The sequence below is a fragment of the Escherichia sp. HH091_1A genome, from assembly GCF_030295175.1.
In the GTDB taxonomy this organism is placed as follows: Bacteria; Pseudomonadota; Gammaproteobacteria; order Enterobacterales; family Enterobacteriaceae; genus Escherichia; species Escherichia coli_F.
This window is the reverse complement of record NZ_AP025747.1, coordinates 4459363-4480936: the sequence shown is the minus strand read 5'-3', so window position 1 is coordinate 4480936 and position 21574 is coordinate 4459363. Positions and strand designations below refer to the sequence as shown.

Sequence of the window (21574 nt, the reverse complement as noted above, 5' to 3'; positions counted from 1 at the left end):
TGCAGGCATGATAGCAAAAATGGCGAGGATGGCTCTGTTTGCGCCACGCCGATTTTTCTTAGCTCAGACTGGTGAGCTAAATATCTTTAATAAACAGCAGGCAAATCATCGCAATACCCAACATCCCTATCGCCAGCCAGAACAACGCGTGGTAGCTCCAGATTTCAACCATAATTCCGTCAACAGAGCCGGCGATAATCCAGCCGACGCGTGAGGTATTTGCATATAACGTTGTCGCAGAGCCTATTTTTTCAGGCATCAGATCCTGAAAATAAAGCATGCCGATACCACAGAGAATACCAAGGAAAATGGCATTTAGAATTTGCAATTCCAGCTCAACTGCCGGAGTCGTCGCCATGAGTACGCTGGCGTAAAAACACATACCACTCACGATAGCAATGAGCATTAATAGTCGCTTGCCAATACGTTTCATGTAATAGCCTGCGATTAACATCATCGGAATTTCCAGACCGGCAGCAATACCAATCATTTCTCCAGCCAGTTTATCGGTTAGATGCAGTTCATCAATAATAAATAGCGGCATATTTATCATGTAGAGATTATTCGCCGCCCACATCATTGAACAGACTAAAAAAAGTAGCCGTGTATCTCGCTTTCTATGGATGGAGGGTAAAATTTCTACGGGTTGGGTAACGACAGGAATATTTCTTTGTATTGATGGCAAAAAAAACCAGACTATTAAACCGCAAATAACAAATGCGATGGCAGCGGTGAGATACATCACTTTAAAACTAAATCCCATTGCCAGCTCATAAGCGAGCGGTGGCCCGATAACCCAGGCAAGCGAGATCTGAGCACGTAAAAATGTACTGAACATGACCGTCTCACGGCCTGTTCTGTCGGCGTGTTCACGGGCGAGGGCGAACATTTGCGGGTTTGCAGTGGAAGCAAAACTACTCAGAAGTACGCCCGTAGAGAGGAGAATGAAGTAGTTGCGATTCCACGCAAAAAGAGTGCTGGCCAACACTCCAAATAAGCAACATAGCAGGATCAGTAATTTACGGTCGCCTTGTTTATCGGAGTGCCTTGCCAGAAATTGACTGACCAGAATTCCCATAATAGCGCTACCGGTGAAGAAAAAACCTACCATTATAGGACGGGCTTTCAGTTCATCTGCGAGGAATATACTTAGGGTGGGAGTCTGGAGAGCGCCCGCAATACCAGTCAGAAAGGCGACAAGTAAAAATGCCGCGGCAGTGAGATCAAGTATTTTTGATGGAGTGGTAGCCATTTTTTGCATTCTTCTGAATCACCGGGCGACAAAATATAACTGAGTTACAAATAAGTACCAGTCGAATGAGTATTATATTAAGAATTTTTGAGTATCGCTGATACCACCAGAAAGCAATGCTAGCGCAATATTATAGGGCCAGCAATTGAGATTATTAGCAAAAGCATGTTAAGAATTAATCACCGAATTTATATATTAATTATAGTAAGGCAATGAGCTATTTTTGATAGTAAAAATAAAACAAGTTTATTTGATATATTAAATGAAAAAATTAATCTTGATGGCAGTCTGATTATTGGTGAAGTTTATAGGTCAGTTTTTTTCGCCAGCGGTTAAAGGAATAGAATCGTCGTATAAAAAAAGGGTGTTTTGGGGCGTGTAAAACAACATCTTCACCTTAATGGCGATACAGTTGGCTGAGAGTCAGCAGGGGGGCAAATCACCTGCAAATAAACACGGCGCATGCTGGCGCGAATATCGCGGATGCGTTCGAGGACAGAAGAACCGACAGACGGATTCTTCAGTCGCTCATCGTCCATCACAAAACCTTTGATCAGGTATTCCTGAAGCCGATTAAATATTGAGCAGTAGAAAATATCTGGATTGACTGTATTACAAGGGGTTGGAAAACGTCAGTAGAGGCAAATTGGCGGAAGATCACAGGAGTCGAACCTGCCCGGGACCGCTGGCGGCCCCAACTGGATTTGAAGTCCAGCCGCCTCACCGGAGACGACGATCTTCCGCGCCTCGATTGCTACATGGAGGCGGGGCGCATTATAGCTACTTCCTTGAGTTTCTACATCCCCCAGATCAGTTTTTTCCGCCTAATACATGCAGCGTATTATCACGAAAGCATTATATTTCATATAAAACCCATATTTTACAATGATATATGAGCGTAATTTACGCTACCACGATCACATAAAACAAGAATCATAAATTAATAACCAGATATCGGAATATTCGCTCTCACAGGGATGGTTTACAAAATGCGTTATCGGTCTCAGCACCCCTATAGCATCAAGGAAAAGCAGATGAAGAGTGAAGTGTTGTCCGTTAAAGAGAAAATTGGTTATGGCATGGGAGACGCCGCCAGCCACATTATTTTCGATAACGTAATGTTATATATGATGTTCTTTTATACCGATATTTTTGGCATTCCTGCCGGATTTGTCGGAACCATGTTTTTGGTCGCTCGTGCACTGGATGCGATTTCCGATCCTTGCATGGGGTTGTTGGCCGATCGAACGCGCTCTCGCTGGGGTAAATTTCGTCCATGGGTACTGTTTGGCGCACTGCCATTCGGGATCGTCTGTGTACTGGCCTATAGCACGCCAGATCTCAGTATGAACGGAAAAATGATTTATGCAGCAATTACTTACACCCTACTTACCTTACTTTATACCGTCGTCAATATCCCTTACTGCGCATTGGGTGGTGTAATCACCAATGACCCGACTCAGCGTATCTCGCTGCAATCCTGGCGTTTTGTGCTGGCGACCGCGGGAGGCATGCTCTCTACTGTGCTGATGATGCCGCTGGTTAATTTAATTGGTGGTGATAATAAACCACTCGGTTTCCAGGGCGGTATCGCGGTCCTTTCCGTGGTGGCATTTATGATGCTGGCATTTTGTTTCTTCACCACTAAAGAACGCGTTGAAGCACCACCTACAACGACGTCTATGCGGGAAGATTTACGTGATATCTGGCAAAACGACCAGTGGCGTATTGTCGGTTTCCTGACCATTTTCAATATTCTGGCGGTGTGCGTACGCGGCGGGGCGATGATGTATTACGTCACATGGATTTTGGGTACGCCGGAAGTGTTTGTCGCTTTTCTTACCACTTATTGCGTGGGTAACCTGATTGGTTCCGCACTGGCGAAACCGCTGACCGACTGGAAATGTAAAGTCACTATCTTCTGGTGGACGAACGCCCTGCTGGCAGTGATTAGCCTGGCGATGTTCTTTGTTCCTATGCAGGCCAGCATCACCATGTTTGTCTTCATCTTCGTGATTGGTGTGTTGCATCAACTGGTGACACCTATCCAGTGGGTAATGATGTCCGATACCGTCGACTACGGCGAGTGGTGCAATGGTAAACGCCTGACCGGGATCAGTTTTGCTGGCACGTTGTTTGTGCTCAAACTGGGGTTGGCCTTCGGCGGCGCTCTTATCGGCTGGATGCTGGCTTATGGCGGATATGATGCGGCAGAAAAAGCGCAGAACAGTGCCACGATTAGCATCATTATCGCGCTATTCACGATTGTTCCGGCGATCTGTTACTTGCTGAGCGCGATTATCGCTAAACGCTACTACTCACTCACGACGCACAATCTGAAAACCGTTATGGAACAGCTGGCCCAGGGCAAACGCCGTTGCCAGCAACAATTCACCTCTCAAGAAGTGCAGAACTAAGGAACGGCAATGAAAATTAGCGACGGAAACTGGTTGATTCAACCTGGCCTCAATTTGATTCACCCGCTTCAGGTGTTCGAGGTTGAACCGCAGGGTAATGAAATGGTGGTCTATGCTGCCCCCCGTGATGTGCGTGAACGTACCTGGCAGCTTGATACGCCTTTATTTACGCTGCGCTTTTTCTCCCCACAGGAAGGTATTGTCGGTGTACGGATTGAGCATTTTCAGGGGGCGCTGAATAACGGTCCTCATTACCCGCTCAATATTTTGCAGGACGTGAAGGTCACAATCGAAAACACAGAACGTTACGCTGAGTTTAAAAGTGGCAACTTAAGTGCGCGTGTCAGCAAAGGTGAGTTCTGGTCACTGGATTTTCTGCGCAACGGCGAACGTATTACCGGTAGTCAGGTGAAAAATAATGGCTACGTGCAGGACACGAATAATCAACGAAATTATATGTTTGAGCGGCTGGATCTTGGCGTTGGCGAAACAGTTTACGGTCTGGGAGAGCGCTTTACTGCCCTGGTGCGCAATGGCCAGACGGTAGAGACCTGGAACCGGGACGGCGGCACAAGTACTGAACAGGCGTATAAAAATATCCCGTTCTATATGACTAACCGTGGTTATGGTGTACTGGTCAATCATCCCCAATGCGTCTCTTTTGAAGTGGGATCGGAGAAAGTCTCCAAAGTGCAGTTCAGCGTTGAGAGTGAATATCTCGAATACTTTGTTATCGACGGCCCGACGCCGAAAGCGGTACTTGATCGTTATACCCGTTTTACTGGTCGTCCGGCGCTGCCGCCCGCGTGGTCCTTCGGCCTGTGGCTAACCACTTCATTTACCACCAACTACGACGAAGCGACGGTAAACAGCTTTATCGATGGTATGGCGGAACGCAATCTGCCACTGCATGTTTTCCACTTTGACTGTTTCTGGATGAAAGCCTTCCAGTGGTGCGATTTTGAGTGGGATCCGCTGACCTTCCCGGACCCGGAAGGGATGATCCGCCGCCTGAAAGCGAAAGGGCTGAAAATCTGCGTCTGGATTAACCCCTATATCGGGCAAAAATCCCCTGTCTTTAAAGAGTTACAAGAGAAAGGTTATTTACTCAAACGCCCGGACGGTTCGCTGTGGCAGTGGGATAAATGGCAGCCAGGTCTGGCGATTTATGACTTTACCAATCCGGATGCCTGCAAATGGTACGCCGACAAACTGAAAGGTCTGGTCGCGATGGGCGTTGATTGCTTTAAGACCGACTTTGGCGAACGTATTCCAACCGATGTTCAATGGTTTGACGGTTCCGATCCGCAGAAAATGCATAACCATTATGCGTACATCTACAACGAACTGGTGTGGAACGTGCTCAAGGAAACCGTCGGCGAGGAAGAAGCCGTCTTGTTTGCCCGCTCGGCCTCCGTCGGTGCGCAGAAATTCCCGGTACATTGGGGTGGCGACTGTTACGCTAACTACGAATCAATGGCGGAAAGCCTGCGCGGTGGTTTGTCTATTGGCCTTTCAGGTTTTGGTTTCTGGAGCCACGATATCGGCGGCTTTGAGAATACCGCTCCGGCGCACGTTTACAAACGCTGGTGCGCGTTTGGTTTGCTCTCCAGCCATAGCCGTTTACACGGCAGCAAATCTTATCGTGTGCCGTGGGCCTATGATGATGAGTCCTGTGATGTGGTGCGCTTCTTCACGCAACTGAAATGCCGCATGATGCCGTATCTGTATCGTGAGGCTGCTCGTGCGAACGCGCGGGGTACGCCGATGATGCGGGCCATGATGATGGAGTTTCCGGACGATCCGGCTTGTGATTACCTTGACCGTCAATACATGTTAGGCGACAACGTGATGGTTGCTCCGGTGTTCACTGAATCGGGCGATGTGCAGTTCTACTTGCCGGAAGGTCGCTGGACACACCTGTGGCACAACGATGAACTCGATGGTAGTCGCTGGCATAAACAGCAGCACGGCTTCCTGAGTCTGCCCGTTTATGTGCGTGATAACACCCTACTGGCGCTGGGCAACAACGAGCAACGTCCCGATTACGCGTGGCACGAAGGCACGGCATTCCAGCTCTTTAATCTGCAAGACGGGCATGAAGCCATCTGTGAAGTGCCCGCTGCCGATGGTTCCGTTCTTTTCACCCTGAAAGCGGCGCGTACTGGCAACACAATTACTGTGAATGGTGCGGGCGTGGTGAAGAACTGGACGCTGTGCTTGCGCAATGTTGTGAAAGTAAATGGTCTGCAAGGCGGTTCGCAGGCTGAAAGTGAGTTGGGGGTAGTGGTGATGCCAGCGGCTAACTTGCTGACAATCACGTTGTAATCTATTGAAGAAATGCCGGGTATGTCTGAGCGTACCCGGCGAAATTGACTTTTACTGCACCGGCTCCGTCGACGTAACTTCACCACTGGAAACTACGCCCGCATTCATGGTTTGAGTCACTTGCTGCTTTGCGGCATTCACGGCATGCAATTGCCCGCTAACCGTAGGTTTCAGCGGGACATTGACCTGAATATCGCCACTGGCGGCAAGCTGAATATTGCCGTCGCCAGTCAACGGTAGTTCAGGCCATCCCCACTGTTGCAAAATATTCACCGGCACACCGTGTCCATTCAGGCTGATATGGGTCTGACGTTGTGGCGTTTGTGAAACACTGGCGGTGGCTTCCAGAATGCCTTTTTCAGTAAATGCACTCAGTTCGCTGATATTCACCGTGCTGCTGTTGGCAGTTAGCGCCAGCGACGGACGACGGACATCAACACGATTAAACGTTGCGGCGGCGGCATTCAGATTCGCCGAGCCACTCCAGACGCCCCATTTATGATCGGTAACCAGCGTCAGATTGGCACCGTAACCATCGAGCGCGGTGAGCTGCCACGGGAAGTCAGGGTCGATATCAATGATCAGATTGCGGCTGGCGCTAAATCTCTTCAGTTGCAGGCTGTTTAACCAACCGGGTGTCGTTTCCATCCACAACTGTTGCCAGTTTTTTGGCAAGGTATATTCCAGTCCGGCAATTGCCGCATCATCAAGGATCAACATTTTCCCGTCACGCAACCAGTTCCCTGACGTTCTGACCATGCCCCCTTCCCAGCGGCTGGTGAACTGGCGCAGTGCTACGCCCTGCGGGGAAAATTCCGCGTTTATAATCGGGTCAAATAAATGCAGCGAACCATAAATGAACTCGCTGGCGTTCATCGACAGTTTGCCTTCCTGTGTCTGCCAGTCATCTTTACTGAAGGTCATGTTGCGCAAGCTGAGATCGAGGTCGGTCACCGCCCAGTCCGGACCTTGCAGACGAGCGTCAATGACTTCCAGGCGACCAATCTGCAACGACGGGACAGAGCGCAATGGTGCAAAGAAGTCAGTTAGCGATTTTTCGCTTTGTAGACGGATATCCGCCAGCCGCAGATTTTCCACTTGCCAGCTGCCGTCGGCGTTACGCTGCGCGTTTCCGGTTAATGTCCCGCGGGCGATGTCGGCACCCAGGTTAGTCAGCGTAACGCGATCTTTATCAATACTGCCTTCAATCAGTACATTGGTGGCAGGAACATCATTGAGCGAAAGCGATCCGGCGCTGAATTGAATTTGCGCCTTCGTACCTAGCACTTTACCGGCTTCTGGTGACCACGGAACCACGCCGCCATTTACCCGTTGCGCGCTCAGTTTCCATTCGCTATTCGGGCTATTAAACGCCATATCACGCAGTTGCAGACGATCGGCTTTGAACGGCAGCGGCGCGGTCTGGTCGGTGAGATTCAGCGTCCCGTTTTCCAGCAGGATGGTATCGACATGGCGTGGTTCGGTCAGTTGCCGACTGCTTAGCGCAATGTCGACACTTTTTGCCACCAGGGTAGCGGGCTGACCATCACGACCAAACGTGACGTTCTCCAGCACGATATGAGATGGCGCGGAAAAACGGTGATCCATCGCCCCGAAGGCCAGATGATAGTCGCTATTATCGGAAACCCATGCGCTGATATGTTCTGCTCCCCAGCGGGTTTGCAGAAGGAAATAGAGGCCAGCGATCGCCACTAACAGAGCGATGAGAATGTAGAGAAGCAGCTTCCCAATAAATTTCATGGTCTTCCATCCCGTGAAATGCACATAAGGGAGTTATGCACGATTTACGCGCAATCCTCAAGGCGGGAATGGTGAAAGAGGTGAGACTACGGCGGTAATTATCTTACCGCCGCCAGTGAATTACTGTTTTTCTGGTGGGAAAATCAGATTCAGCACGATGGCAGTAATACCGCCCGCGGCGATCCCGGAGGAGAGCAGGTTTTTCAGCCATTCAGGGGCAAACTGCAAAATCAGCGGCTGCTGAGACACGCCCAGACCGACCGCCAGCGACAGCGCGATAATCAGAATCGCCCGACGGTTCAGCGGCTCACGAGAAACGATACGCACACCGGAGGCGGCGATGGTGCCAAACATTACAAGCGTTGCACCGCCCAGAACCGGTTCTGGAATGTGTTGTACAAAACCGCTCACTGCCGGGAACAGACCCAGCACGATCAACATCAGCGCGACGACAAAACCGACATAGCGGCTGGCAACACCGGTCAACTGGATCACACCGTTGTTCTGCCCGAAGCAGGAATTCGGGAAAGTGTTAAACACCGCCGAAACAAACGAGTTCAGGCCGTTTGCCAGCACGCCGCCTTTCAGGCGTTTCATGTACAGCGGACCGGACACTGGCTGTTCGGAAACGTCAGACGTCGCCGTGATATCGCCAATAGTTTCCAGCGAAGTGATCATAAAGACCAGCATCAGCGGCAGCAGCAGGCTCCATTCAATACCAAGACCGTAGTAGAGCGGGGTTGGCACCATAATCAGTTCTTGCGTCATCGGTTCGTTGCTTTCTGGCAACATGCCCATAAACCACGCCAGCGCATATCCTGCCGCCATCGCAATCACCAGTGAAGCCACGCGCAAATATGGGTTACGCTGACGGTTAAGCAGGATAATTAAGGCCAAGACCACGCCTGCCAGCAACAGATTTTTCGGTGCGCCGAAGGTGTTATCGCTCATGGCTGCGTAACCGCCGCCAATGGATGTTAGCCCAACCTGAATTAGCGACAGGCCGATAATCATCACCACAACGCCAGAAACCAGCGGCGTAATAATGCGGCGCGCCAGATGCAGAACACGGGAGATCACCATCTCGGTGCAACTTGCCAGCATCAACGTGCCGAACAAAGCCGCCATCATGGTAGGAACATCAGCACCACCGGTCTTCAGCGCTGTGCCGCCCATAATCAGCGGGGCAACAAAGTTGAAGCTGGTGCCCTGAATAGACAACAGCCCGGAGCCAACCGGACCCCAGGCCTTAATTTGAATAATCGACGCCACACCGGAGGCAAACAGCGACATACTAATAATGTGTTGCGTGTCTTGTGCCGGTAAACCCAGCGCCTGGCAGATTAATAGCGCTGGCGTGATCACCGCAACGAACATCGCCAGCAGATGCTGACAGGCGGCAAACAGAGTTTGAGGAAGCGGCGGACGATCTTCAAGACGGTAAATCAGTTCGCTGTTTTGAGTCTGCGCAACCGGTTGCGCATTTTCTGACTCGAGGGTGGAAACAGACATCGAAAACAATCCCGTGGAAGCAAAGCGGGCATTTTAGCTGAGCAAAAGAGAAAAGCAAACGTTTGCTACACCTTCTTCTAAATATTTAAATGAGATAAATGCACTTTTTTATATAACTTTTGGTATTTTTCTGCTTAAAATCCATGCCATTTGTTCATTAACAGCTGAGAATTTGACCCAGGAAAGCATGACTCGATACCCGTCATATTTCATGAAGGTGCCACTGCGCGATGAAGTATGACGAGTATGAAAGAGTGATGCGGATACAAAGGAGTAACTATGTTTCATCTCGATACTTTAGCAACGCTTGTTGCTGCAACGCTGACGTTGCTGCTCGGGCGTAAGTTGGTCCATTCCGTCTCCTTTTTGAAGAAATACACCATACCGGAACCTGTTGCGGGTGGTTTGTTGGTGGCGCTGGCGCTACTGGTACTGAAAAAAAGCATGGGCTGGGAAGTCAACTTTGATATGTCCCTGCGCGATCCGTTAATGCTGGCTTTCTTCGCCACCATTGGCCTGAACGCCAACATTGCCAGTCTGCGCGCTGGTGGGCGTGTGGTTGGTATTTTCCTGATTGTGGTTGTTGGCCTATTGGTGATGCAAAATGCCATTGGCATTGGTATGGCTAGCCTGTTAGGGCTTGATCCACTGATGGGGCTGCTGGCCGGTTCTATTACGCTTTCGGGCGGTCACGGTACGGGTGCTGCCTGGAGTAAATTGTTCATTGAACGTTATGGCTTCACCAATGCGACGGAAGTGGCGATGGCCTGTGCAACGTTCGGTTTGGTGCTGGGCGGCTTGATTGGCGGTCCGGTGGCGCGCTATCTGGTGAAACACTCCACTACACCGAACGGTATTCCGGATGACCAGGAAGTCCCGACGGCGTTCGAAAAGCCGGATGTGGGCCGCATGATCACCTCGCTGGTGCTGATTGAAACTATCGCGTTGATTGCTATCTGTCTGACGGTGGGGAAGATCGTTGCGCAACTTTTGGCTGGCACCGCTTTTGAACTGCCAACCTTCGTTTGTGTGTTGTTTGTTGGCGTGATTCTGAGCAACGGTCTGTCAATGATGGGCTTTTATCGCGTTTTTGAGCGTGCGGTATCCGTTCTGGGTAACGTAAGTCTGTCGTTGTTCCTGGCGATGGCGCTGATGGGGCTGAAACTATGGGAGCTGGCTTCGCTGGCGCTGCCGATGCTGGCGATTCTGGTGGTACAGACCATCTTCATGGCGTTGTATGCCATTTTCGTCACCTGGCGCATGATGGGTAAAAACTACGATGCGGCAGTGCTGGCAGCGGGTCACTGTGGTTTTGGCCTTGGTGCAACGCCAACGGCAATCGCCAACATGCAAGCAATCACCGAACGTTTTGGCCCGTCGCACATGGCGTTCCTGGTCGTGCCGATGGTTGGTGCGTTCTTTATCGATATTGTCAATGCGCTGGTGATTAAGCTGTATTTAATGTTGCCGATTTTTGCCGGTTAATTGATGAAGCGGCGGTATAAGTGCCGCCGCAACAAAGACAAATGTCTGATATGCTTCGCTTATCAAGTCTGCGTATTGATTCACAATTTATTGAATTTGTAGTTTTTTTGTAGGACGGATAAGGCGTTCACGCCGCATCCGGCAGGAAGGTAGGGTAACCTGAAATGGCGGTTTCTCACCGCCGCCTTTTACGCATTTGAGTAACGTTCTGTTTCTGGCATCCAGCGTTCTATCAGGGCTTTTGCCTGCTGTGGGTAACGTTCGTGAATATGGCGTGCCAGGCGCTGAACTTCCGGGATCATCGCCTGATCGCGCAGCAAATCCGCCACTTTAAATTCAGCATTACCCGTCTGACGCGTGCCTAACAATTCGCCAGGGCCGCGAATCTCCAGATCTTTTTGTGCAATCACAAAACCGTCGTTGCTGTCGCGCAGCACTTGCAGGCGGATTTGCGCGGTTTTGGAGAGCGGTGTTTTGTAGAGCAACACGCAGTGAGAAGCCACCGCGCCACGACCTACACGCCCGCGCAGCTGGTGTAACTGCGCCAGACCCAGACGCTCAGGGTTTTCGATAATCATCAGGCTGGCGTTAGGCACATCAACGCCGACTTCAATAACGGTCGTGGCAACCAGCAGGTGTAACTCGCCTTGTTTAAATGATGCCATGACGGCCTGCTTCTCGGCTGGTTTCATCCGTCCGTGTACCAGACCAACATTCAACTCTGGTAGCGCCAGTTTCAACTCTTCCCAGGTAGCTTCCGCCGCCTGTGCTTCCAGTAATTCTGATTCTTCAATGAGTGTGCACACCCAGTACGCCTGACGCCCTTCAGTCATACAGGCGTGGCGCACGCGGTCGATAATGTCGTTGCGGCGGGTATCCGGGATTGCCACTGTCGTCACTGGCGTGCGGCCTGGCGGCAGCTCATCTATCACCGAGGTATCGAGATCGGCATATGCAGTCATTGCCAGCGTGCGGGGGATCGGCGTGGCGGTCATGATCAACTGATGCGGATGGAAGCCCTGCTGCTGGCCTTTCTCCCATAACGCCAGACGCTGATGCACGCCAAAACGATGCTGTTCGTCGATAATCACCAGCGCCAGGCCGTTAAACTGCACCTGTTCCTGGAAGATGGCGTGTGTACCGACAATCATCTGCACCTGACCGCTGGCGATGGCTTCCTGCTGTGCCAGTCGTGCTTTACCTTTCTGTTTACCGGCGAGCCAGCCCACTTCGATACCGAGCGGAGCAAACCAGTTACGGAAGTTATTGGCGTGCTGCTCGGCGAGTAATTCGGTTGGTGCCATCAATGCCACCTGTTTGCCGTGCGCAATCGCACGCAACGCGGCGAGGGCGGCGACCAGCGTTTTACCGGAACCTACATCGCCCTGCACCAGGCGCATCATCGGCACATCCAGCGCCATATCGCGCTCGATCTCCGCCACCACGCGTGCCTGTGCGCCCGTTGGCTTGAACGGTAAGGCTGCGAGGAGTTTATTTTTCAGCGCGTCATTGGCGCTCAGCGGCTGGGCATGAAAACGCTGTGCTCCGGCACGTAAGGCTAACATGCTGAGGTTGTGCGCCAGCAACTCTTCCAGAATCAGTCGGCGTTGTGCCGGATGCTGCCCGGTTTCGAGATCGCTAAGCTGTAGCGTCGGCGGCGGGCGGTGCAAAGTGCGCAACGCTTCCGGTAGCGTCATCATTCCTTGTGACAGTTCCGGCGGCAGGAGTTCTTCAATGGCGCAGGTGTCGAGCAGATCCAGCGCCTGGTCGGTTAATTTACGCAGCGTGGCCTGCTTTACGCCTTCCGTAGTTGGGTAAACCGGCGTGAGCGTCTCCTGCAACTCTGGCATACTGAGATCGCCCTGCACGCGGTATTCCGGGTGGATCATCTCCGCACCATATTTACCGCGCTTTGCTTCGCCATAGGCCAGCACGCGGCGGCCAGTCGCCAGGCTATTTTTCATTGCCGCGTTGAAGTTGAAAAAGCGCATGGTGAGAATGCCGGAACCGTCGCTGATCTGGCAGGTCATCATCCGCCGACCGCCGAAGGAGATATTGCAATTCAGCACTTCGCCTTCCACCGTGGCGTAAACGCCCGGCAGTAGTTCACCGATGGGGTAGAGATGGGTGCGATCTTCGTAGCGCAGAGGAAGGTGTAAGAGTAAATCCTGCACGGTATGCAGATTGATTTTCGCCAGCTTATTACTTTGCGCCGCGCCAACGCCCGTTAGCGAACTGAGCGGAACAGCATCTAACAGGCGACCTTTCATGGCGCTTACCCTGCTGCCTGCATAGTGGCCCACCAGTCGGCATCAGCTTCAATTTCGCCTTGCTGATTAACGTGGGGGTAGGGCAGGCCTTTGCGTTTTGCGACTTTCGCCAGCACCGGATAGCCGCCTTCAAACAGCAGGCGTTGTTGCTCTGCTTCCGGCAACATGCTGTTTTCACGCAGATACATACCTGCGTTTTGCCGCTGGCGCTGGGCTTCGTAAAGAATGAGGGCTGAGGCAACGGAAACATTCAGCGACTGCACCATACCGATCATCGGTATAATGATGTCCCGATCCGCCAGGGCTAACGCTTCCTGAGTGATGCCCGTTTTCTCCTGACCCATCAAAATACAGGTCGGGCGGGTGTAATCAATTTCGCGGAAATCGACAGCGTTATCAGAAAGATGGGTTGCCAGAATCTGCATGCCCTGGCCTTTCAGATGAGCAACGGCATCGCCAATGGTGCGGTGTGTTTTCACCTGCACCCAACTGTTGCTGCCAGCCGCAGCCGAAGCCATGGTGCGCATCCGACTGCCAGGCCAGACAGCATGAACTTCATGTACGCCAACGGCATCTGCAGTACGAATAATCGCAGAAACGTTATGAGGTTTGTGGACCTGCTCCATGCAGACGGTCAGATCAGGCTGCCGCCTGGCGAGCATTTCGCAGATGCGTGCATAACGTGTTGGGTTCATAAAACATTAATTTCGGTTTCGGGTGACTTTAATCACGTCTGGCATCACGCGGATTTTGCGCATGATATTCGCCAGATGCACACGGTCACGGGCGGTCAGACGAATAAAGGCGCTGTAGACGCGACCATCCTTTTCTTCTGTATTCAAACTTTGAATATTGGAGTTGGTCGTATTGATCGCTGCCGTCAGGTTAGCTAATGCCCCCTGATGATTGAACATCTCCACTTTGATCTCGGTGATGAACTCCTGTGCCGTCTCTTTATCCCATTCTACAGCCATAAATTTCTCTGGCTCTTTCTGGTAGCCACGGATGTTACGGCAGGATTCATGGTGGATCACCAGACCTTTACCGGGGCTGACGTGAGCGATAATCGGATCGCCAGGAATGGGGCGGCAGCATTTCGCAAAGGTGATCAACACGCCATCAGCACCTTTAATCGGCAGATGCCCGTGGCTTTGAGTCGCCGGCGGAATGGAGGCGTCCCCATGTTGCAGATTTTTCGCGACCACCACGCTCATTGCGTTACCAAGGCCGATTTCAGCCAGCAGATCGTCAAGCGTTGCCAGCTTCATGCGGTCCAGCTCGCGCTGAATATTTTCCGGCGGGATTTCATTGAGCTTACGGCTGCCACCCAACGCATGATTGAGCAGACGACGGCCCAGGCTTACAGAATCATCACGCTTGAGGTTTTTCAGCAACTGACGAATTTTGGCGCGCGCTTTCGAGCTAACGACAAAGTTCAGCCATGCGGCATTCGGGCGAGCGCCCGGTGCGGTAATGATTTCAACGGTTTGGCCACTGGAGAGCGGCTGCGACAGCGGGTAAGGCTGACGGTCGACGCGAGCGCCCACGCAGGCATGACCGATATCGGTATGCACCGCATAAGCGAAGTCGACGGGCGTTGCACCGGCAGGCAGCTCTACAATGCGCCCTTCCGGTGTGAAAACGTAAATCTCATCCGGGAAGAGATCGGATTTAACGCTCTCGATAAATTCAAATGAGCTACCGGCACTCTGTTGCAGCTCCAGCAGGCTTTGCATCCAGCGCTGGGCGCGAATTTGTGCGGTAGTACTGGTTTCGCCGTGCTCTTTATAAGCCCAGTGCGCAGCAACACCCATCTCTGCCATCTGATCCATATCTTCGGTACGGATCTGGACCTCAACCGGCACGCCGTGCGGGCCAATCATCGAGGTGTGCAAAGACTGATAGCCGTTCGCTTTTGGAATAGCGATGTAGTCTTTCACGCGACCCGGACGCGGCTTGTACAGGCTATGCATTTGCCCGAGCACGCGATAACAGGTGTCGGAATCATTGACGATCACGCGGAAGGCGTAGATGTCCATGATCGAGTGAAAACGCTGCTCTTTGAGCACCATTTTGCAGTAGATCGAATAAAGATGCTTCTCGCGACCACTGACGCGGCACGGTATTCCCGCTTCCTGCAAACGCCCTTCGATTTCCGAGAGGATTTTTTGGATCATCTCTTTACGGTTGCCGCGCGCGGCTTTCACCACTTCTTTAATTACGCGGTAACGGTTGGGATACAGCGCCTCAAAACCCAGCTCTTCGAGTTCGGTTTTAATGTGGTGGATACCTAAACGGTGCGCCAGCGGGCTGTAAATTTCGAGCGTTTCACGGGCGATGCGGCGACGTTTGTCCGGGCGAAGTGAGCCCAGCGTGCGCATGTTGTGGGTACGGTCGGCAAGTTTGATGAGAATGACGCGGATATCCTGCACCATCGCCATAATCATCTTGCGAAAGTTTTCGGCCTGCGCCTCTTTCTTATCGCGGAACTTGAGTTTATCAAGTTTCGACACCCCCTCTACCAGCTCGGCGACGCTTTTACCAAAAAGCTGTTCCATGTCCTGGTAGGTGGCGGGTGTATCTTCAATCACGTCATGCAGCAGCGCCGCCATTAGCGTTTCATAGTCGAGTTTCATCTCGGCCAGAATGCAGGCAACCGCTACCGGGTGCGTGATATAGGGTTCACCGCTTGAACGTGTTTGCCCCTCGTGAGCATCACGTGCAACGAGATACGCCTGCCGCAGACGCTTGATTTGGTCTTCCGGCAGGTAGGTTTGAATCAGTTGATTCAGGCTTTCAAACAGATACAAGGGCGACCCGCTTTGTGATTAACGACGACCTTCAGCAATAGCGGTAACGGCTTGTAATTCAGCGGCTTCCTGCTCTTGCTGTTCCTGGCGTTCGCGAACGTCGAGGATCTGGTTGTTGATCAGACCTTCTTCGATTTCGCGCAGCGCGATTACTGTGGTTTTATCGTTTTCTTCCGGTACCAGCGGATCCTTTCCGCCTACCTGCATCTGACGAGCGCGACGCGCGGCGACCAGTACCAGGTCAAAACGGTTACCAATTTTCTCTACAGCGTCCTGAACAGTTACGCGTGCCATACTTAAAAAGCTCCACAGGTGAAGAAATGACTGGGCATGATACTGAAATCAGGTTCAGTCTGCCAACAATTTGCTGATTAAAGCGTCATGACGCTGCTTTTGGCGGCTCATGCGCAGACGTTCGGCGCGAATAATGGTCTTCAAATCGGTCAACGCGGTATCGAAGTCATCATTCACAATCAGGTAATCATATTCGGCGTAATGGCTCATTTCTGCAACAGCTTGCGCCATACGCTTTGCAATGACCTCTTCGCTGTCCTGACCGCGACCGCGTAGACGGCGGTCCAGTTCAATTTTGGACGGCGGTAAAATAAAGATACTCCGCGCGTGCGGCATCTTCTGGCGAATTTGCTGCGCGCCCTGCCAGTCGATATCGAGAAAAACATCGACACCGGTCGCCAGTACTTGCTCAATGGCCTCACGCGAAGTGCCATAGTAATTACCAAAAACTTCTGCGTGTTCGAGGAACGCATCTCTGCTAATCATTTCTTTAAATTCATCATGATTAACAAAGAAATAATGTTCACCGTGAACTTCACCAGGACGCGGTTGGCGCGTGGTGTGTGAAACAGAAACCTGGGTGTCATACAACGGTTGGGTTTTTAATAAAGCCTGAATCAGGCTGGATTTACCCGCGCCACTGGGGGCAGAAACAATATAAAGCGTGCCTTGAGCCATGAGTATCTTTCGTATGTGATTAGCGAAATAAAGCCTACATACGAGCTTATTATACACGGCGCGGCCATGTGACGTAGCCCTTGCTCACACTTTTTGCGCAAAGTTGTTGCGTTTTGCGTAGCTGCTTCCGCATTTGCCTGTGATTCACTGCAATAAAGACGATTCTCAGGAAGCGTCCTCGCAGACTCCGTTTTTGCCACTCGGCTTTGCTTTCATCACGTTGTATATCTGCCTGACTATCTACAGCGGAGGTGATGATGAAAGTATGGATGGCGATATTAATAAGTATCTTGTGCTGGCAATCATCGGCGTGGGCGGTCTGTCCGGCCTGGTCGCCAGCCAGAGCACAGGAAGAAATTTCCCGCCTGCAACAGCAAATAAAACAGTGGGACGATGACTACTGGAAGGAAGGGGAAAGTGAGATTGAAGACGGTGTTTACGATCAGTTAAGCGCCCGTCTCACGCAGTGGCAACGCTGTTTTGGGAACGAGTCCCGCGACGCGATGATGCCACCTTTGGCAGGCACAGTTATGCATCCAGTTGCGCATACAGGCGTGCGTAAATTAGCGGATAAAAATGCACTACGTCTTTGGATGCGTGAACACAACGATCTTTGGGTGCAACCGAAAGTCGATGGCGTTGCGGTAACCCTGGTTTATCGGGACGGGAAACTGAACAAAGCAATCAGTCGCGGCAATGGCCTGAAAGGGGAGGACTGGACGCAGAAAGTTAGCTTAATTCCCTCTGTGCCGCAAACCGTTAGCGGGCCTTTAGTCAATAGTACACTTCAGGGGGAAATATTTCTCAAGCGCGAGGGGCATATCCAACAACAAATGGGGGGAATAAATGCCCGCTCAAAAGTTGCTGGTCTCCTGATGCGCCAGGGGAATAGCGACACGCTGAATTCACTGGGCGTTTTTGTCTGGGCATGGCCGGATGGAACGCAGTTAATGACCGATCGTTTACAGCAGCTGACTACCGCAGGTTTTACTCTAACGCAGACGTATACCCGTGCGGTTAACAATGCTGATGAGGTTGAGCGCATACGCAATGAGTGGTGGAAAGCGAAATTACCCTTCGTCACCGATGGCGTGGTTGTACGAGCGGCTAAGGAACCCGAATCTCGCCATTGGCTGCCGGGCCAGGCAGAGTGGCTGGTGGCCTGGAAATATCAACCTGTAGCTCAGGTTGCCGAAGTGAAGGCGATTCAGTTTGCGGTGGGCAAGAGTGGTAAAATCTCGGTGGTTGCGTCACTTGTGCCTGTCATGTTGGATGATAAAAAAGTTCAGCGGGTAAATATCGGTTCTGTCAGACGTTGGCAGGAGTGGGATATTGCGCCTGGTGATCAGATCCTCGTCAGCCTTGCCGGGCAGGGTATTCCTCGCATTGATAATGTGGTCTGGCGCGGTACAGAACGTACAAAACCGACACCACCAGAAAACCGCTTTAACTCGTTGACCTGCTACTTTGCTTCTGATGTTTGTCAGGAACAGTTCATTTCACGCTTAGTCTGGCTGGGGTCAAAACAAGTTCTGGGGCTTGATGGCATTGGTGAGGCCGGCTGGCGCGCCCTGCATCAAACTCATCGCTTTGAGCATATCTTTTCCTGGCTTTTATTAACGCCAGAGCAATTACAGAACACGCCGGGGATCGCGAAAAGTAAAAGCGCACAGTTATGGCATCAGTTTAATCTGGCTCGTAAGCAGCCTTTTACTCGCTGGGTGATGGCAATGGGAATACCACTAACCCGGGCGGCGCTTAACGCCAGTGATGAACGGTCCTGGTCGCAACTTTTATTTAGCACAGAACAGTTCTGGCAGCAGTTGCCGGGGACTGGATCGGGGCGCGCCAGACAGGTTATTGAATGGAAGGAAAATGCGCAAATCAAGAAGCTGGGCAGTTGGCTGGCTGCCCAGCAGATCACAGGTTTTGAACCTTAGTGACCTTCGTGGCTGTAGTAAAAGACCGGTAATCCCAGCTTAAGACGTAGCGCCAGTAAACGGGCAAAGAAACCGAAGACCAGGGTGGAGATAATCACCACATCATGGTTAGAAACATAGTGTTGCAGCGCGATGTACAGCACGGCGGAGGCAAATGAGACACCGGCATACAACTCTTTCTGGAATACCAGTGGGATGCGTTTACAGAACATATCGCGCAGTACACCACCAAACACACCAGTGGTTACCGCCGCGACAACGGCAATAATTGGGCCGTGTCCCATATCCAGTGCAACCTGTGCGCCAATGATAGAAAAGACTACCAGTCCGAGCGCATCGAGCACCAGAAACACTTTGCGCAGGTAAGGCATTACAGGAGCAACAATAGTGGTGAGTACTGCGGCGGTAGCGACGATAATCACATATTCCGGGTGTTTGACCCAGCCGAGCGGATAGTGGCCCAGCAGAATATCGCGCACTGACCCTCCGCCAATTGCCGTGGCGGTCGCAATAATAATTACGCCAAATGTATCCATGCGCCGTCGTCCGGCCGCCAGCGCCCCCGTCATGGCTTCGGCAGTAATGCCAACCAAATACAAAATGTGTAACAGCATGGTTCTCTCCCTAAAAATCTGTCTGGCAGGGTAGCGATTTGTGCACATTGTCACGATTGAGATTTTTTAAGGTGAGAGGGAATTGATAATTTGTAGTTATGTGAAATCGTTGTTTTCTGTAGCGTAGATGCATTCTTCTGACTTCTTGTCTGAGAAAATGCATAAGAAAAAGTAGGTTAAAACTGAGGGGTGGAAAAGAAAGGTGCAATGTTAGCCATTGTGTTCACTGCACCTGGACCTTGGCTTACGCATCGGGTGTCTCAATCAACAAAAAGAGTTTTTAGTTTCTGCTATTTTTTCTCTGTAATTTTTACACTGTTTTCCAACTGCTTGATGCTAACCTGCGGGGTCGGCAACTCCTCAGGCATGGTTCCGCCAAGTTCCTGAATGGTTTGCCTCACCTTGCGACCCACGTCAAAGTGTGTGGTGTTAGCTTGCTGTTTTGAATTCACGCCATCCCGCTTGAGTTTTTCTTCTGTTTGGGTAGCTCGAAAGAGATTAGCCGCCAGTTCTGTTGAACCCATATGATCCAGGATCTTCTGACTCTTTTTCAGCCCCTTCCGCTGATGGATGGCTTTCTGATCTAATCCACCATACAGTCCCCGGTAACCATGATTCTGAAATATGGCGAAATCGATAGCTGTCGCTACCCCAGCTTGCTGCGCTGCCTCAACTAATTGTTTGTTATGTTCTTTCAACTCATTTCTCAGAAAAAGACGCTTTTCGTCTTCACGAAGTTGCCTGAAAGCTTCATCGTCAGCCAGCTCCTGCCGTCGGGTCTGGATAGCAAAATAAGTTTGCCCTGCCGCAATAACCGGTTTCGCAGGGTCGCCGTTTTGTACTACCAGGTAACAGGCATAGCGGGAGAGATGAACATCTTCAAGTTCTCGTTGAGCCCCTGAACCTAATTGAACCGCCCCGGAAATCCTGGAGACTAAACTCCCTGAGAAAGAGGTAAACAGGATGACTAAAAATACTCGTTTTTCCCCCGAAGTCCGTCAGCGGGCGATTCGTATGGTTCTGGAAAGTCAGGATGAATATGACTCACAGTGGGCGGCAATTTGTTCCATTGCCCCAAAGATTGGCTGTACGCCGGAGACTCTGCGTGTCTGGGTTCGCCAGCATGAGCGGGATACCGGGGGCGGTGATGGTGGGCTCACCAGCGCTGAACGTCAGCGTCTGAAAGAGCTGGAACGTGAAAATCGTGAACTGCGCCGCAGTAACGATATCCTTCGCCAGGCTTCCGCTTATTTTGCGAAGGCGGAGTTCGACCGCCTCTGGAAAAAATGATGCCACTGCTGGATAAGCTGCGTGAGCAGTACGGGGTCGGACCGGTATGCAGCGAACTGCATATTGCCCCGTCAACGTATTACCATTGTCAGCAACAGCGACATCATCCGGATAAACGCAGTGCCCGTGCGCAGCACGATGACTGGCTGAAGAGAGAGATACAGCGCGTATACGATGAAAATCATCAGGTGTACGGTGTGCGTAAAGTCTGGCGTCAGTTGTTACGGGAAGGAATCAGGGTGGCCAGATGTACAGTGGCGCGCCTCATGGCGGTTATGGGACTTGCCGGTGTTCTCCGGGGTAAAAAGGTCCGCACTACCGTCAGCCGGAAAACCGTTGCCACAGGTGACCGCGTAAACCGTCAGTTCGTGGCAGAACGTCCTGACCAGCTGTGGGTGGCTGATTTTACTTACGTCAGCACATGGCAGGGCTTCGTCTATGTGGCGTTTATCATTGATGTGTTTGCCGGATACATCGTGGGGTGGCGGGTCTCATCGTCTATGGAAACGACATTCGTGCTGGATGCGCTGGAGCAGGCGTTGTGGGCCCGTCGTCCGTCTGGCACCATCCATCACAGCGATAAAGGCTCTCAGTATGTGTCACTGGCCTATACGGAGCGACTAAAAGAAGCCGGATTACTGGCATCAACAGGGAGTACAGGCGACTCGTATGACAACGCGATGGCTGAGAGCATCAATGGTCTTTACAAAGCGGAGGTAATACACCGTAAGAGCTGGAAAAACCGTGCAGAAGTGGAACTGGCCACACTAACGTGGGTGGACTGGTATAACAATCGACGATTGCTGGGAAGGCTGGGCCATACTCCTCCGGCAGAAGCAGAAAAAGCTTATTATGCTTCCATCGGAAACAATGATCTGGCAGCCTGAGTTCACAGATAAAACACTCTCCAGGAAACCCGGGGC

At 51.6% G+C, this 21574-nt stretch carries 14 protein-coding genes, 1 tRNA gene, 2 pseudogenes and 1 other annotated feature; of the genes and pseudogenes, 5 read left to right on the top strand and 12 right to left on the bottom strand.

What is annotated here, in order from left to right:
• Positions 1–76: 76 nt before the first annotated feature.
• The 3 genes and pseudogenes from QUF14_RS22390 to QUF14_RS22380 all read right to left on the bottom strand — a co-directional run bounded on the left by QUF14_RS22390 (position 77) and on the right by QUF14_RS22380 (position 1994).
• Positions 77–1261 carry a sugar efflux transporter gene (locus QUF14_RS22390; RefSeq protein WP_001171037.1) on the bottom strand — a complete coding sequence of 395 codons (1185 nt, stop codon included), beginning with the start codon at positions 1259–1261 and terminating at the stop codon, positions 77–79.
• 398 nt (positions 1262–1659) lie between these two features.
• Positions 1660–1821: pseudogene (rhuM, locus tag QUF14_RS22385) on the bottom strand (RhuM family protein); the annotation flags it as partial.
• A gap of 78 nt (positions 1822–1899) precedes the next feature.
• Positions 1900–1994: transfer RNA gene (locus QUF14_RS22380), tRNA-Sec, on the bottom strand.
• A 292-nt stretch (positions 1995–2286) separates the two neighbouring features.
• Here QUF14_RS22380 and QUF14_RS22375 point away from each other — a divergent pair.
• Both QUF14_RS22375 and yicI read left to right on the top strand, forming a co-directional pair.
• A complete protein-coding gene (locus QUF14_RS22375; RefSeq protein ID WP_000834430.1) occupies positions 2287–3669 on the top strand; it encodes a glycoside-pentoside-hexuronide family transporter in 1383 nt (460 codons plus the stop codon).
• 9 nt (positions 3670–3678) lie between these two features.
• Positions 3679–5997 (top strand): alpha-xylosidase, encoded by a 2319-nt coding sequence (gene yicI, locus QUF14_RS22370; RefSeq protein ID WP_000702875.1) that lies wholly within the window; start codon positions 3679–3681, stop codon positions 5995–5997.
• A gap of 51 nt (positions 5998–6048) precedes the next feature.
• On the opposite strand, the gene QUF14_RS22365 is transcribed toward yicI, so the two are convergent.
• On the bottom strand, positions 6049–7758 hold the full coding sequence (locus QUF14_RS22365) for an AsmA family protein (protein ID WP_100733536.1): 1710 nt from the start codon (positions 7756–7758) through the stop codon (positions 6049–6051).
• A gap of 120 nt (positions 7759–7878) precedes the next feature.
• Positions 7879–9270: a xanthine/proton symporter XanP gene (gene xanP, locus QUF14_RS22360; RefSeq protein ID WP_001295238.1), complete on the bottom strand. Its 1392-nt coding sequence runs from the start codon at positions 9268–9270 to the stop codon at positions 7879–7881.
• Between the two features lie 279 nt (positions 9271–9549).
• On the opposite strand from xanP, the gene gltS reads away from it, so the two are divergent.
• Entirely contained in the window at positions 9550–10755 is a 1206-nt protein-coding gene (gene gltS / locus QUF14_RS22355; protein ID WP_000468836.1) for a sodium/glutamate symporter, read from the top strand.
• Between the two features lie 188 nt (positions 10756–10943).
• Here the strand turns inward: gltS and recG are convergent, their stop codons facing one another.
• The 5 genes from recG to gmk are packed head-to-tail and all read right to left on the bottom strand — an operon-like array spanning position 10944 to position 16807.
• Positions 10944–13025, bottom strand: a complete 2082-nt coding sequence (gene recG, locus QUF14_RS22350; protein ID WP_000678469.1) for an ATP-dependent DNA helicase RecG — start codon at positions 13023–13025, stop codon at positions 10944–10946.
• A 5-nt stretch (positions 13026–13030) separates the two neighbouring features.
• Positions 13031–13720 (bottom strand): tRNA (guanosine(18)-2'-O)-methyltransferase TrmH, encoded by a 690-nt coding sequence (gene trmH, locus QUF14_RS22345; protein WP_001070187.1) that lies wholly within the window; start codon positions 13718–13720, stop codon positions 13031–13033.
• Between the two features lie 6 nt (positions 13721–13726).
• Positions 13727–15835, bottom strand: coding sequence for a bifunctional GTP diphosphokinase/guanosine-3',5'-bis pyrophosphate 3'-pyrophosphohydrolase (gene spoT, locus QUF14_RS22340; RefSeq protein ID WP_000280482.1), 2109 nt, complete (start codon positions 15833–15835; stop codon positions 13727–13729).
• A gap of 18 nt (positions 15836–15853) precedes the next feature.
• Complete coding sequence (gene rpoZ / locus QUF14_RS22335) at positions 15854–16129, bottom strand: DNA-directed RNA polymerase subunit omega (protein ID WP_000135058.1); 276 nt, start codon at positions 16127–16129, stop codon at positions 15854–15856.
• A gap of 54 nt (positions 16130–16183) precedes the next feature.
• The gene (gene gmk / locus QUF14_RS22330) at positions 16184–16807 is read right to left on the bottom strand and encodes a guanylate kinase (RefSeq protein WP_001295237.1); all 624 of its coding nucleotides are present in this window, start codon (positions 16805–16807) and stop codon (positions 16184–16186) included.
• A gap of 257 nt (positions 16808–17064) precedes the next feature.
• On the opposite strand from gmk, the gene ligB reads away from it, so the two are divergent.
• Positions 17065–18747: an NAD-dependent DNA ligase LigB gene (ligB, locus tag QUF14_RS22325; protein ID WP_024166223.1), complete on the top strand. Its 1683-nt coding sequence runs from the start codon at positions 17065–17067 to the stop codon at positions 18745–18747.
• On the opposite strand, the gene QUF14_RS22320 is transcribed toward ligB, so the two are convergent.
• Together QUF14_RS22320 and dinD are read right to left on the bottom strand one after the other, a co-directional pair.
• Positions 18744–19361 (bottom strand): trimeric intracellular cation channel family protein, encoded by a 618-nt coding sequence (locus tag QUF14_RS22320; protein ID WP_000924289.1) that lies wholly within the window; start codon positions 19359–19361, stop codon positions 18744–18746. The genes ligB and QUF14_RS22320 overlap by 4 nt on opposite strands.
• 290 nt (positions 19362–19651) lie before the next feature.
• Positions 19652–20275, bottom strand: a pseudogene (gene dinD / locus QUF14_RS22315) (DNA damage-inducible protein D); the annotation flags it as partial.
• A 49-nt stretch (positions 20276–20324) separates the two neighbouring features.
• Between dinD and QUF14_RS22310 the strand changes: the two are divergent.
• A protein-coding gene (locus QUF14_RS22310; RefSeq protein ID WP_371829233.1) for an IS3 family transposase occupies positions 20325–21538 on the top strand; the annotation gives its coding sequence in 2 pieces (ribosomal slippage) (positions 20325–20613 and positions 20613–21538; 1215 coding nt in all).
• Positions 20606–20722: a sequence feature (AL1L pseudoknot), on the top strand. (Overlaps the previous gene by 117 nt.)
• Positions 21539–21574: the final 36 nt, after the last annotated feature.